This is a genomic window from Zavarzinia sp., assembly GCF_041650655.1.
In the GTDB taxonomy this organism is placed as follows: Bacteria; Pseudomonadota; Alphaproteobacteria; order Zavarziniales; family Zavarziniaceae; genus Zavarzinia.
Genome location: NZ_JBAZKR010000063.1, coordinates 1 through 12,605, shown reverse-complemented (window position 1 = coordinate 12,605; position 12,605 = coordinate 1). Strand labels below are relative to the sequence as shown.

General features: G+C 68.1%; 13 protein-coding genes. 1 reads left to right on the top strand and 12 read right to left on the bottom strand.

The genetic code is table 11. The features are described from left to right. Positions 1–2: 2 nt before the first annotated feature. Both secD and yajC read right to left on the bottom strand, forming a co-directional pair. Complete coding sequence (secD, locus tag WC493_RS14750; RefSeq protein ID WP_373066294.1) at positions 3–2,585, bottom strand: protein translocase subunit SecD; 2,583 nt, start codon at positions 2,583–2,585, stop codon at positions 3–5. Positions 2,586–2,621: 36 nt separating this feature from the next. Further along, positions 2,622–2,990, bottom strand: a complete 369-nt coding sequence (gene yajC, locus WC493_RS14745) for a preprotein translocase subunit YajC (RefSeq protein WP_373066293.1) — start codon at positions 2,988–2,990, stop codon at positions 2,622–2,624. A 110-nt stretch (positions 2,991–3,100) separates the two neighbouring features. Between yajC and WC493_RS14740 the strand changes: the two genes are divergently transcribed. Next, positions 3,101–3,958: an ATP-binding protein gene (locus WC493_RS14740; RefSeq protein ID WP_373066292.1), complete on the top strand. Its 858-nt coding sequence runs from the start codon at positions 3,101–3,103 to the stop codon at positions 3,956–3,958. 3 nt (positions 3,959–3,961) lie between these two features. On the opposite strand, the gene WC493_RS14735 is transcribed toward WC493_RS14740, so the two are convergent. From WC493_RS14735 to WC493_RS14690, 10 genes are all read right to left on the bottom strand, one after another. Continuing rightward, on the bottom strand, positions 3,962–5,041 hold the full coding sequence (locus WC493_RS14735) for a DUF3616 domain-containing protein (protein WP_373066291.1): 1,080 nt from the start codon (positions 5,039–5,041) through the stop codon (positions 3,962–3,964). Between the two features lie 91 nt (positions 5,042–5,132). Then, positions 5,133–6,368, bottom strand: coding sequence for a peptidoglycan DD-metalloendopeptidase family protein (locus WC493_RS14730; RefSeq protein ID WP_373066290.1), 1,236 nt, complete (start codon positions 6,366–6,368; stop codon positions 5,133–5,135). Between the two features lie 31 nt (positions 6,369–6,399). Then, positions 6,400–7,041 carry a protein-L-isoaspartate(D-aspartate) O-methyltransferase gene (locus WC493_RS14725; protein ID WP_373066289.1) on the bottom strand — a complete coding sequence of 214 codons (642 nt, stop codon included), beginning with the start codon at positions 7,039–7,041 and terminating at the stop codon, positions 6,400–6,402. A 4-nt stretch (positions 7,042–7,045) separates the two neighbouring features. Continuing rightward, on the bottom strand, positions 7,046–7,849 hold the full coding sequence (gene surE, locus WC493_RS14720) for a 5'/3'-nucleotidase SurE (protein WP_373066288.1): 804 nt from the start codon (positions 7,847–7,849) through the stop codon (positions 7,046–7,048). Beyond that, positions 7,842–9,110, bottom strand: coding sequence for a serine--tRNA ligase (serS, locus tag WC493_RS14715; RefSeq protein WP_373066287.1), 1,269 nt, complete (start codon positions 9,108–9,110; stop codon positions 7,842–7,844). The genes surE and serS overlap by 8 nt, the downstream gene beginning before the upstream one ends. Before the next feature lie 86 nt (positions 9,111–9,196). Further along, positions 9,197–10,024, bottom strand: a complete 828-nt coding sequence (tatC, locus tag WC493_RS14710; protein ID WP_373066286.1) for a twin-arginine translocase subunit TatC — start codon at positions 10,022–10,024, stop codon at positions 9,197–9,199. Position 10,025: 1 nt separating this feature from the next. Next, positions 10,026–10,421: a Sec-independent protein translocase protein TatB gene (tatB, locus tag WC493_RS14705; protein ID WP_373066285.1), complete on the bottom strand. Its 396-nt coding sequence runs from the start codon at positions 10,419–10,421 to the stop codon at positions 10,026–10,028. 79 nt (positions 10,422–10,500) lie between these two features. Beyond that, on the bottom strand, positions 10,501–10,737 hold the full coding sequence (locus tag WC493_RS14700) for a twin-arginine translocase TatA/TatE family subunit (RefSeq protein WP_373066284.1): 237 nt from the start codon (positions 10,735–10,737) through the stop codon (positions 10,501–10,503). A 104-nt stretch (positions 10,738–10,841) separates the two neighbouring features. Then, complete coding sequence (locus tag WC493_RS14695) at positions 10,842–11,888, bottom strand: ABC transporter ATP-binding protein (protein ID WP_373066283.1); 1,047 nt, start codon at positions 11,886–11,888, stop codon at positions 10,842–10,844. A 7-nt stretch (positions 11,889–11,895) separates the two neighbouring features. Beyond that, a partial coding sequence (locus tag WC493_RS14690; protein WP_373066282.1) for an ABC transporter permease occupies positions 11,896–12,605 on the bottom strand: 710 nt, incomplete at its 5' end.

Sequence of the window (12,605 nt, the reverse complement as noted above, 5' to 3'; positions counted from 1 at the left end):
GGTCAGCCCTTGGCCGGGGTCGCCGCCTTGCCGCTCTCCGTATCGGCCACCGCGGGCGAGCCGCGGCGCAGCTTGCCTTCGCCGAGGAAGAGCAGGATGGGAGCGGCGATGAAGATCGACGACGAGGTGCCGACGACGATGCCGAACAGGATCACCTGGGCGAAGCCCGACACCGCCGAACCGCCGAAGATCGCCATCGGCGCCATGGCCAGGAAGGTCGTCACCGAGGTGAAGATGGTCCGGGTCAGGGTCGAGTTGATCGAAAGGTCGATCAACTCGCGGAGCGGCATGGTCTTGTATTTGCGCAGGTTCTCGCGCATCCGGTCGTAGACCACGACCTTGTCGTTCATGGAGTAACCGATCAGCGTCAGCAGGGCCGCGATCGCCGTAAGGTTGAATTCGATGCCGGTCAGGGCGAAGAAGCCCACGGTCTTGGTGATGTCGAGGATCAGCGTGGCGACCGCGCCGACCGCGAACTGCCATTCGAAGCGGAACCAGATGTAGACCAGCATCACCAGGAACGACAGGACCACGGCCATGGCACCGCTCTGCACCAGATCGGCCGAGACCTTGGGGCCGACCACTTCGACCCGCCGCAGGTTGGAGTCGGGTGCGATCTCGGCGAGCTTGGTGCGGACCGAGGCGATCGCCGCATTCTGCGCCTCTTCGCCGCCGTCCTGGCGCGGCAGGCGCAGCAGCACGTCTTCGGGGCTGCCGAATTCCTGCAGCGAGGCTTCGCCGAGTTCGAGCGAATCGATGCCGGAACGGAGCTTGGCCAGGTCGGCCGGCCCCTGGGTGTGAACCTCGACCACGATGCCGCCGACGAAGTCGATGCCGTAGTGCAGGCCCGGATAGAACAGCAGGACGATCGAAGCTGTCGACAGCACGGCCGAGGTGGCGATGCCGATGAAGCGCCCGCGCATGAAGCGGATCTTGGTGTTCTCGGGGATGAGCCGGCGTGCCCCGAACATGGCGTGGATGTCCAGGACCTTCCGCTTGGTCCATTTCACCCAATAGACCATGCCGACGCGCACCAGGGCGACCGCGGTGAACAGCGACAGGATGATGCCGATGCCCATGGCGATGGCGAAGCCGCGCACCGGGCCTTCACCGAAGAAGAACAGGGTGGCGACGGCGAAAAGTGCCGTCAGATGGCTGTCGATGATGGTCGCATAGGCGCGGTCGAAGCCTTGGTGCAGGGCCGCCATGGCGCCGCGCCCCAGCAAGGTCTCTTCCCGGATGCGTTCGTTGATCAGCACGTTGGCGTCGACCGCGATGCCGACCGACAGCACCAGGCCGGCGATGCCGGGCAGGGTCAGCGTCGCCCCCATCAGGGTCAGGATGGCAATGGTCAGCACGATGTTGGCGATCAGGGCGACCACCGCGATGCCGCCGGTCACCGAATAGAACAGCAGCATGAAGAGGACGACCAGCACGGTGCCGATCAGGCCGGAGATCTGGCCGGCCGCGATCGCATCGGCACCGAGGTCGGCGCCGACCGTGCGTTCCTCGATCACGGTCAAGGGTGCGGGCAGCGCGCCAGCGCGCAGCAGCACGGCGAGGTCGCTGGCGCTCTGAGCGTTGAAATTGCCGCTGATCTGGCCCTGGCCGCCCAAGATCGGCTCGCGGATCACCGGGGCGGAGATGGCCTTGTCGTCGAGCACGATGGCGAAGCGCCGGCCGACATTGTCCTTGGTCACGGTGGCGAAGCGCTTGGCACCTTCGCCGTCGAAACGGAAGCTGACCACCCACTGCCCGCTCTCCGGATCGCTGACGGCGCGGGCGTCGACCAGCATCTCGCCGGTCAGCAGCACTTTCTTGCGGACCGCGATCGGCTCCGGTTTGTTCGAGCCGGGCAGCGGCTCGCCGGCCAGGATCTCGGTCCCGGCGGGCACCTTGCCGGCGGCAAGATCGGTCGGGTTGACGTCCTCGACCAGGCGGAAGGTCATCTTCGCGGTCTGACCGAGGATATTCTTGATGCGCGCCGGATCCTGCTCGCCGGGGAGCTGGATCAGAATCTGGTCGGCGCCCTGGCGGGCCACGGTGGCTTCCGCCGTGCCCACGGCGTCGATGCGGCGGCGCACGATCTCCAGGCTCTGGCTGATCGCGCCCGTCGTCCGCTCCTGGATGCCGGCTTGGCTCAGGGTGACGGTGATCTTGTTGTCGGCCGTGGTGACGTCGAGGTCGGGCACCCCGCCACCCAGCACGCCGCCACCGACCGCCGAGGACAGACCGGCCAGCAACTTGCGCGCCTCGTCCGTCCGCGCGGCATCGGTGATGGTGACCTGCACGCTCTGCCCCGCGACGCCGAGGCCGGTATATTTGATGCCGGCGCCGAGCAGGGTGGTGCGCACGGAATCGACCAGATTCTCCAGCCGTTCCTTGATCACGGCCTTGACGTCCACTTCGAGCAGCAGATGCGAACCGCCGCGGAGGTCGAGGCCGAGATTGAGCTGTTTCTGTGGAACCCAGGACGGCAGCCCCTGGAGCGAGGCCCGGCTGAACAGGTTCGGCGCGGCGAAGATCACGCCCAGGGCGACGATCGCCATGTAGAGCATGATCTTCCAACGGGAATACTGAATCATGATGTGCCGCTCGACCTGGGTTCTGGAATGATGGGCTTACTTCGCCGGCTTTTCGTCGTCGCCGACCGGCTGGCCCTTGGTGCGCACCTCGGTGATGGCGCTCTTCAGCACGCGGATACGGACGCCTTCGGCCACTTCGAGGACCACTTCGTTGGCGTCGACCACCTTGGCCACCTTGCCGATGATACCGCCGGCCGCCACCACGATGTCGCCGCGGCGAGTCGCCTCGAGCAGGGCACGGTGTTCCTTCATGCGCTTCTGCTGCGGCCTGATCATCAGGAAGTAGAAGACGACGAAGATCAGGACGAGGGGGGCGATCTGAATCAGGATGTCGGCGCCGCCGCCTGCCGGTGCGCCACCCGCCGTCTGGGCCAGGGCCGATTTGATCGAGAAGATTTCGTCCATGAGGGTAAGGTCTCTGCACAGTTCGGAACGCGCGGACTATAGCGACTGAGGGGGGGAATGCAAACCGCAGCGCTGTCAGCCCGGCACCATTGTGCTAGCGTCCCGCCGCCATGACCGATACCACCCTGCTCCCCCTGCTCGCCCGCATCGCCGACAGCCTGGACCGCCTGGCCCCGCCGCCCGCCCGCGACGCCGATCCCGACGCCTTCGAGGCCTATGTCTGGCAGGCGTCGCCCGCCCATCTCCAGGGAGTCCCTGAGATCTCGCGCGTGCCCCTCGACCTGCTGCGCGGCGTCGACCGGGTGCGCGACCTGCTGCTGGCCAACACCCGCCAATTCGCCGCCGGCTTCGCCGCCAACAATGCCCTGTTGTGGGGCGCGCGTGGCATGGGCAAGAGCTCGCTGGTCAAGGCGATCCACGCCGCCGTCGCGGCCGAACACCCGGGCCAGCTCGCCCTGGTCGAACTGGCGCGCGAGGATATCCACACCCTGCCCGAGCTGCTGCGCCGCCTGCGCGGCCGCGCCCGGCGCTACCTCCTGTTCTGCGACGACCTTTCCTTCGACAACAACGACACCAGCTACAAATCGCTGAAGGCGGTGCTGGACGGTGGCGTCGAAGGACGGCCGGCCAATGTCCTGTTCTATGCGACCTCGAACCGGCGCCACCTGCTCTCGCGCGACATGATCGAGAACGAGCGTTCGACTGCGATCAACCCTGGCGAAGCGGTCGAGGAGAAGGTCTCGCTCTCCGACCGATTCGGTCTCTGGCTCGGCTTTCACACCTGCGACCAGGAAAATTTCCTCGCCATGGTCGAGGGTTACGCGAAATACTTCGGGTTGGAGATCAGCCCGGAACAGCTCCGCGCCGAAGCCGTGGAATGGCAGGTGACGCGGGGCAGCCGCTCCGGCCGGGTGGCTTGGCAGTTCATCCAGGACCTCGCCGGCCGGCTCGGCAAACGCGTCGGCTGAGGCCTAGTCGTCGACGGTGTAGAGGCGCGGCCCGCCGTTCTGGACATTGTCGAACAGGACGACGATGTCGAGTTTCTTGCCATGGCGGGACAACAGCCAGACAGCCTCGGCCTTGCCGGGCTCGTTGTCTTCGCCAGGCACGCTTTTCAGCTCGGCGAGGTGACGCGGCCCGTGCGGGTCGCCGGGCTTGTAGGACCATAGGGCGAACGGCACCGAAGCGTCCGAGTCCGCGGCCGGGCCCGACAAGACCAGGAAGCGGTCCTTGCCCAGCGGTGCGAGGTCGCGAATCCCGGCTCCCTCTCCGAGGTCGAGCACGAAAGTCTCCGCCGGCGGCCCGGCATAGGGCGCGTCGCCCGGGGCAAACAGGGGGGCAGCCCGTACCCGCAGCAGGGTGGCGCCGGCGCGGCCGTCGACCACCGGTGCCCGAAGCCCGAAGACGAGATCGCGGCCCAGCGCGACCATGCCCTCGATGTTCATGCCGCCCGAGGTGCCGTTCAGATCCTTGCCATAGGCCACTTCCGTGCCCGGCGTCTGGCGCAGCACCTCGGCCAGGCGGAAACTGAGGGTCGCCATCTCGCCGTCTTCCGCATCGGCCGGGAAGCGGGCGATGGTGTAGGACGAGAGATGGAACACTTTGCTCTTCCGGCTGCATCCGTGCGAGCCGACCACGTAATAGAATTTGCCGTCGAAGGTGACCGCCTCGCCATCGAACTGCTTCGGCTTGTCGGGCTCGCCGGAACATCGGGTGCCTTGGCGATCGAGGGCGACACCCAATGCACCCTGCCCCGCCGGTTCGGGCACCAACGTCACTTTCGCGCCGCTGGCGGCCAACGTGTCGGCTGTGAGCGTGACGGCATGAGCATAGCGAACCTCGTCGTCGACGAGATAGCATTTGCGGGCCGCACCTCCCTTCGCGGGCTGGCAGGCGATGCCGCTGACATCGGTCGAGATCGCCGCGTCCTTGCCTTCGATCTTCCCTTCCACCGTCAGCGGCTTGCCGTCGAGCGGCGTGTCTGCGGCGCGTGCGATCGTTGCCGGGCAGCAGAGCAGGACTGCCGCCAAGCCCAATTTCAGATTGTTCATGTTTCCCCCAGAGCGATGAAGCGCTCGACGCCCCACCCCTCGAACGAGAATACACGAAAAAGATGTATCGTCGACGGTCTCTCGCCGAGGCTCAGCCGGCGCCGCCGTCCAGGTATTTGGCGGGGTCGACCGGGGTGCCGGCCTTGCGCACCTCGAAGTGCAACTGGGGCACGGTGACATTGCCGGTATGGCCGACGCGGGCGATCGGCTGGCCGCGCTTCACCTTGTCGCCCTGCTTCACCAGCATGACGTCGTTGTGGGCATAGGCGGTCATCCAATTGTCGGCGTGGCGGATCAGCACGAGATTGCCGAAACCGCGGATCTCGTTGCCGGCATAGGCGACGACACCATCGCCCGCCGCCCGCACCGTGGTGCCCTTGGCAGCCTGGATATTGATGCCGTCGTTGTGCTGGCCGCCGTCCTTCGGCCCGAAGCCTGAAATGACATCGCCCGCGACCGGCCAGCCGAAACGCATCGAGCCGCCGGTCGAGGAGGGCCGGACAGGCGCCTCGGCCGGGGCAGTCGTCGCGGCCGCGGCCGCCGTCGCCGCCGGGGCTGTCGCCGCCGGAGCCGATGCCGTGGCGCTGGCCGGCACGGGCTTGCGCGCCGGCATGGGCACCGGCATGGCCTCACCGGAGGTCCGCGGTGGCGGCAGGCTGTCCGGATCGGGCTCGATGATCTCGGGTATGGCCGGCGCCGCGGCAGGTGCAGGTTCGGCTGCGGGCGCCGGGGCCGCAGGTACCGGGGTTTGGGCTGCGGGGGCCGGTTCGGACGGGGCCGCCGGTGCGGCACCGCCTTCTACCGGCCCCGGAATGCGCAGTACCTGACCGAGCTTGATGGTATAGGGCGGTGCGATGCCGTTGGCCGCCATCAGGCTGGCCTGGTCGACGCCATAGCGCTTCGCGATGTTGTAGACCGTGTCGCCCGGCGCCACCGTATGCGTGCGCGCCGCAACGCCGGTGCCGCGCGAGGCGTCGGATGCCGGCTCGCCCGGCTGCACCGTGGTCTCGGCGCCCCCGGTGGCCGGGACGGCCGAGGGAGTGATGACGATGGGTGTTCCGGCGCCGGATGTCCCCGCCGCCGGGTCGTCGAGCGGGCGGGCGGTGATGCCGCCGTGCTCGACAGGGGCCAGGGGTGCGGCCTCGACCGCCGGCATCTCGCTGCCGCCGCTGGAGACATGGCTGCTGGAACCGCCGCCGCCCGAAGTGCCGCCGACATATTCGACCGGCGCCAGGTCCTCGCGCCCGCCGCAGGCCGAGACCAGCGGCGCCAGCGCCGCCAGGACGAGCAGCGTCCGAATCAGTGCGGGGTGAGACACTCTGGCCATGGCCGCAGTCTCGATTTAGCGGGCTGCGGCGTCAATCGTCGCGCAGGATGCCTTCGACCAGGGGCACGAAACGCACCGGCATCAGCTTTTCGTAGAGGGCTTCAGCCCCTTCCCGCCGCACGCGCCAGATCTCCTGGGCGCCGTGCACCGGCCCGACCGGCAGCACCATGACGCCGCCGTCCGCCATCTGGTCGATCAGGGCCTGGGGCACCGAGGGGGCCGCCGCCGTCACCATGATGCGCTCGAAGGGCGCCTGTTCGGGCCAGCCCTTGCCACCGTCGCCGAGCCGGGTGACGACATTGTGGATATGAAGGTCGTTCAGCAGTTTCTCCGCGTGGCGGAGCAGGCTGCGGCGGCGCTCGACCGTATAGACCCGGCGGCACAGCTTGGCCAGCACGGCCGCCTGATAGCCGGAGCCGGTGCCGACCTCCAGCACCCGGTGGCGCGGCCCGACGTCGAGCGACTGCGTCATATAGGCGACGATGAAGGGCTGCGAGATGGTCTGGCCGCCGGCGATCGGCAGGGCCGTGTCCTCATAGGCCTTGTGGGCCAGGGCCGGGGGCACGAAACGCTCGCGCGGGATCGCCTCGATGGCGCCGAGGACCCTCGTATCCACGATGCCCTGCTGGCGCAGGCTGAGGATCAGGCTGGCCTTCTCGGTATCCGTGCCCATGGCATCAATCGCCCGCCAGGGGCCGGGCAAAGGCCTGGCGCAGGCTCGCCTGGGTGTCGTAATGGGTGAGGTCGAGATGCAGGGCGGTGACCGCGATCGCCCCGCCATAGACCGCCTCGATATCCGAATCGACTTCCGGCGGCTCCGGGCTGCGGCGGTAGCCGAGCCAGAAATAGGGATTGCCGCGGGCGTCCATGCGCTCCTCGACGGCGAGATTGCCCGCCCCGCGCCGGCCCTGGTGGCAGACCTTGATCCCGGTCACCCGGTCCGCCGCGACGGGCGGGAAATTCACGTTGACCAACACGTCGCGCGGCCAGCCGGCCTCGACCAGACGGCGCACCACGGCGGGGCCATGGGTGGCGGCGCAATCCCATTGCACCGGCTTGTCGCGGTCGAAGCCCATGACCTGGCTCATCGCGATCGAGGGCACGCCCAGCAGCGTTCCCTCCATGGCCGCCGCGACCGTGCCGGAATAGGTCACATCCTCGCCGATATTGGCGCCCCGGTTGACGCCCGAGAGCACGAGATCGGGCTTCCGCCCTTTCACCAGGCGGTCGATCGCCATCATCACGCAATCGGTCGGCGTGCCGGTCACGGCGAAGCGCTTGGGCGCCACCTTCCGCACCCGGAGCGGCGAGGTCAGGGTGAGCGAATGGGAAGCGCCGGACTGTTCGGTTTCCGGCGCCACCACCCAGACGTCGGAACTCAGCGCCTTGGCGATGCCGATCAGGACCTTGAGGCCCGGGGCATGGATGCCGTCGTCGTTGGAGACGAGAATGCGAAGCGGCCGATCCGCGGGCTCAGGCATCGAGGTCGATCGCTTCGAGACCGCCCATATAGGGGCGCAGCACGGCCGGGATCTCGACCGAACCGTCGGGCCTGACGTAATTCTCCAGCACCGCGATCAGCGTGCGCCCGACCGCGAGGCCGGAGCCGTTCAGCGTATGCACCGGCCGCGTCGCCTTGACCCCGGCGGCGCGGCAGCGCGCCTCCATCCTCCGGGCCTGGAAATCGCCGCAGTTGGAGCAGGAGGAGATTTCGCGGAAAGTCTTTTGCCCCGGCAGCCAGACTTCGAGGTCGTAGGTCTTCACCGCACTGAAGCCCATGTCGCCGGCCGCGAGCTGTACCACGCGGTAGGGCAGGTCGAGGCGGCGCAGTACTTCCTCGGCGCAATTGGTCATGCGCTCGTGCTCGGCCGCGGACTGGTCGGGCGAGCAGACCGAGACCAGCTCGACCTTGTTGAACTGATGCTGGCGGATCATGCCGCGAGTGTCGCGCCCGGCCGAGCCCGCTTCCGAGCGGAAACAGGGGGTGAGCGCGGTGACCCGGATCGGCAGCTTGGCCTCGTCCAGGATCTGTTCGCGGACGAGGTTGGTCAGCGGCACTTCCGCCGTCGGCACCAGCCAGAAGCCGTTGGTGGTGCGGAACAGGTCTTCGGCGAATTTGGGCAACTGCCCGGTGCCGAACACCGCCTGGTCGCGCACCAGGATGGGCGGGGCGATCTCGGTATAGCCGTTCTCGGTCGTGTGCAGGTCCAGCATGAACTGGCCGAGCGCCCGCTCGAGCCGCGCCAGCTTGCCCTTGAGGACGACGAAACGGGCGCCGGAAATGCGCGCCGCCGCCTCGAAATCCATCAGGCCGAGCTTCTCGCCGATCTCGAAATGCTGGGCACCTTCGGCAAGGCGCGGCGTGCCCCAGCGGCGGATTTCGCGGTTGGCTTCCTCGCCGCCTTCCTGGACCTCGGCGGCCGGGATGTTGGGGATCGCCGAGACCAGGGCCTCGATTTCCGCCGCGAAGCTGCGGTCGGCTTCCTCGGCCGCCTGGATGTCGGTCTTCAGGGTCGCCACTTCGGCCAGCAGGGCGTCCGCATTGCCGCCCTTGGCCTTGACCTGGCCGATCTCGCGGCTGGCGTCGTTCCGGCGTGCCTGCATTTCCTGCAGACGGCCCTGGCCGGCCCGGCGCTTGGCGTCGAGGTCGAGAACGGCGGCGGACGATGCCGGGAAGCCGCGCCGGGCGAGGCCCGCGTCGAAGGCGGCCGGGTCGTCGCGGATCACTTTCAGGTCGTGCATGGGGACTCAAGCTCGGGAACGGCTGCGTGCCCTGACCTTATAGAAACAGGGCACGAGTCCGTCCAGCACTCTGGGCGTCGCAGCCGTCAGGAAGCGCCCTCTTCCGCCTCCGCCTCCGCCTCGGCGGCCGCGCGGGCACGGCTGCGCTCGATCAGGCGGACCGCGATCACCGAACCCTCGTAGAGGACGAGCATGGGGATCGCCAGGCTGACCTGGCTGATGATGTCGGGCGGGGTCACGACCGCGGCGAAGGCGAAGATGCCGACGATCGCATAGCGCCGCTTGGACGACAGCATCTTCGCCGAGACGATGCCCGCCCGGCCGAGCAGGGTCAGCACCACCGGCATCTGGAAGCTGATGCCGAAGGCGAAGATCAGGGTCATCACCAGGCTCAGGTATTCGTTCACCTTGGGCTCGAGCTGGATCGGCAGGGCACCGCTGCCGCCCGGCGCCTCGAAGCCCAGGAAGAAGTGCCAGGCCAGCGGCAGGATCATGTAGTAGAGCATCGCCGCGCCGGTGACGAAGAGCACCGGCGTCGCCACCAGGAAGGGCAGGAAGGCCTTCCGCTCGTTCCGGTATAGGCCGGGCGCCACGAACATATAGATCTGCGAGGCGATGATCGGGAAAGCGATGAAGGCGCCGCCGAAGAAGGACAGCTTCATATAGGTGAAGAAGGCTTCGGTCAGGTCGGTATAGATCATGCGCCGGGTCGAGGCGTCCGCCCCCATCGCCTGATAGAGCGGATGGGTCAGGAAGGCGTAGATCTGCTCCGAGAAGGCGTAGCAGGCACCCATGGCGAGCACCAAGGATACGATGCAATAGACCAGGCGGCGGCGCAGTTCGATCAGATGATCGACCAGCGGTGCGCGGCTCGACTCGATCTCGGCTTCGTCCTTTTCGTTGCGTCCGGCCATGTCAGGCTCCCGTGCCGGCTTCGGTTTTGGTCGTTTCGGTTTTGGTCGTTTCGGGCTTGGGCGCCTCGGCGACTTCGGCGGCGGTCGGCGCGGGCGCCGGCACCGCCGGGTGCTCGGCCTCGGCCGCCTCGGCCTCGTCGGCCAGATGGGGCTCCGCCGCGGGCTTGGCAATGGTCGGTTCTGCCGTGACGGCACGCTCCAGGTCCTGGCGGGTCTTCGCCATTTCCTCGTCGCGCATCATCTGGTCGAAGGTCGACTGGAAGTTCGAGGCCATCATGCGCGCCTTGCGCACGAAACGGCCCACGGTCCGCAGCAGGTCTGGCAAGTCCTTAGGGCCGACCACAACAAGCGCAACCACGCCGACGAGAAGGATCTCGGACCATGCGAGATCGAACATGCGCCTGTCTCCGGCAGGGGGTCACCCTGCAAGCAGTTACCGGAAGGCCGGGACCGAAGCCCCGGCCCGTACCCTGGAATCAGACCTTCTGGGCGTCCTGGCTCTTCACCGGCTCGGCCTTGGCGTCGATCGTGGTCGTGCTGCGCGCCACGTCGGTCGGGGCCGGGGGGGCCGGCTCGTCGGCGAGGCCCTTCTTGAAGCTCTTCACGCCCTTGGCGACGTCACCCATCAGTTCGGAAATCTTGCCACGGCCGCCGAACAACAAGACGACCAGGGCGATGACGATCAGCCAATGCCACATGCTCATCGCACCCATCGCCAATACTCCTCTTTCAAATCAGGCCCAGCGTGGCCGGATATTGCCCCAAGGGCACAGGGGAGGCAACGCGCAGAAATGCGGTATGCCACCCGTCGAGCTGCTTATTTGGGGCCGACCGTCGCTTCAGGAAAGACGAAACATTGCCCGAGGTCGAGGAAAAGCCGCATCTCGGTGCCAATCGGCGGCAATCGCGGCGGCGTGATGCGCGCGGCGACAGCTGCCGCACCGCCGCCGAGGTCGAATTCGACCAGGCTGTCGGCACCGAGCAGGCGGGCGCGCAGAACCCGGGCCGCCACCCCCTCCCCGGCGCCTTCCGGGCGGATGGCATGGGGCCGGACCAGGACTTCGGCCCGCGCACCAGGAGCGAGGCCCGGCGCCGGCACGGGGCCGAGGGGGGTCGGAACCCGGCCGTCCGCCCCGACCACACCGGCAAAACCATTGGCCTCGGCGAAGAATCGGGCGGCACCGGCGTCGGCCGGGCGGTTGTAGAGCGTATCGGGCGTGCCGAGCTGGACGACGCGCCCCGCTCGCATCAGGGCGATTCGCGAAGCCATGCGCATCGCCTCCTCCGGATCATGGGTGACCAGCAGGACGGCAGCCCCGGTCGAGGCCAGCAGGGCCAGCGTCTCGTCCCGCACGCGGTCGCGCAGGCGGACGTCGAGGCCGGAGAAAGGCTCGTCCATCAGCATGACGTCGGGCCGGGGCGCCAAGGCGCGGGCGAGTGCCACGCGCTGCTGCTCCCCGCCGGAGAGCATATGGGGATAGCTCTTGCCCCGGTCGCCCAGGCCGACCGCGGCGAGCGCCTTCTGAGCATCCGCCCTTGCATCGCCGCCGTCGACGCCGAAGGCGACATTGTCGAGGATCGAGAGATGGGGGAACAGCGCGTAGTCCTGGAAAATCAGGCCGACGTGGCGCTTTTCCGGCGGCAGCGCCCCCGATTCGTCGGCCACCACCCGGTTGCCGATCAGGATCCGGCCCTGTTGCAGCTTTTCGAGCCCGGCGGCGAGGCGGAGCGTCGTCGTTTTGCCGCAACCGGACGGGCCGAGCAGGCAGACCACCTCCCCCGCTTCGACCGCGAGGTCGAGACCGCCGACCGCGATGCGATTGCCGAAACGATGGGTGACCGACTCGAACGCAAGACCCGCCATTTCCCGCTCAACCCTCACCCGTCTCGGCCGCCTGCGCCCCGGGGCGCGAGACGGCGATCGCCCGGCTCATCAGGATGACCGGTATCACGCCGACCGCCACGATGGCGAGCGACGGCAGCGCCGCCTCGGCCAGACGTTCGTCGGAGGCCAGTTCGTGGGCCTTGATCGCCAGCGTGTCGAAATTGAACGGCCGCATCATCAAGGTCGCCGGCAATTCCTTCATCACGTCGACGAAGACCAGCAGGGCCGCCGTGGTCAGGCTGGCCCGCATCATCGGGAGATGGATCCGGCGCAGCGTGTCGAGCGGGCTTCGCCCCAGGCTCCGCGCCGCCGCATCCATGCTGGGGGTGACCTTTTCGAGGCCCGATTCGACCGTGTTGAAGGCGACCGCCATGAAGCGCACCAGATAGGCGAAGACGATCGCCGCCAGCGAGCCCGAAAGCAGCAGCCCGGTCGAGATGCCGAACTGCGCCCGCATCCAGGCATCCAGCGCATTGTCGAAACTGGTGACCGGGACCAGCACGCCGACCGCGATCACGGCACCGGGAATGGCATAGCCCATGGCGGCGACACGGATCGCGACCCGCCCGGCCCGGGACAGGCCGAGCCGCCGGCCATAGCCGAGCAGCACGGCGAGCGTCACCGCCAGCACCGCGGTCGGCACCGCCACGGTCAGCGTGTTGCGGGCATAGACCAGGAAGGGGCCGAGTTTCATGC

Coding starts and splice junctions, on each gene's coding strand:
- secD (WP_373066294.1), bottom strand. CDS start 2,585: ATGATTCAGTATTCCCGTTGGAAGATCATGCTCTACATGGCGATCGTC.
- yajC (WP_373066293.1), bottom strand. CDS start 2,990: ATGGACGAAATCTTCTCGATCAAATCGGCCCTGGCCCAGACGGCGGGT.
- WC493_RS14740 (WP_373066292.1), top strand. CDS start 3,101: ATGACCGATACCACCCTGCTCCCCCTGCTCGCCCGCATCGCCGACAGC.
- WC493_RS14735 (WP_373066291.1), bottom strand. CDS start 5,041: ATGAACAATCTGAAATTGGGCTTGGCGGCAGTCCTGCTCTGCTGCCCG.
- WC493_RS14730 (WP_373066290.1), bottom strand. CDS start 6,368: ATGGCCAGAGTGTCTCACCCCGCACTGATTCGGACGCTGCTCGTCCTG.
- WC493_RS14725 (WP_373066289.1), bottom strand. CDS start 7,041: ATGGGCACGGATACCGAGAAGGCCAGCCTGATCCTCAGCCTGCGCCAG.
- surE (WP_373066288.1), bottom strand. CDS start 7,849: ATGCCTGAGCCCGCGGATCGGCCGCTTCGCATTCTCGTCTCCAACGAC.
- serS (WP_373066287.1), bottom strand. CDS start 9,110: ATGCACGACCTGAAAGTGATCCGCGACGACCCGGCCGCCTTCGACGCG.
- tatC (WP_373066286.1), bottom strand. CDS start 10,024: ATGGCCGGACGCAACGAAAAGGACGAAGCCGAGATCGAGTCGAGCCGC.
- tatB (WP_373066285.1), bottom strand. CDS start 10,421: ATGTTCGATCTCGCATGGTCCGAGATCCTTCTCGTCGGCGTGGTTGCG.
- WC493_RS14700 (WP_373066284.1), bottom strand. CDS start 10,737: ATGGGTGCGATGAGCATGTGGCATTGGCTGATCGTCATCGCCCTGGTC.
- WC493_RS14695 (WP_373066283.1), bottom strand. CDS start 11,888: ATGGCGGGTCTTGCGTTCGAGTCGGTCACCCATCGTTTCGGCAATCGC.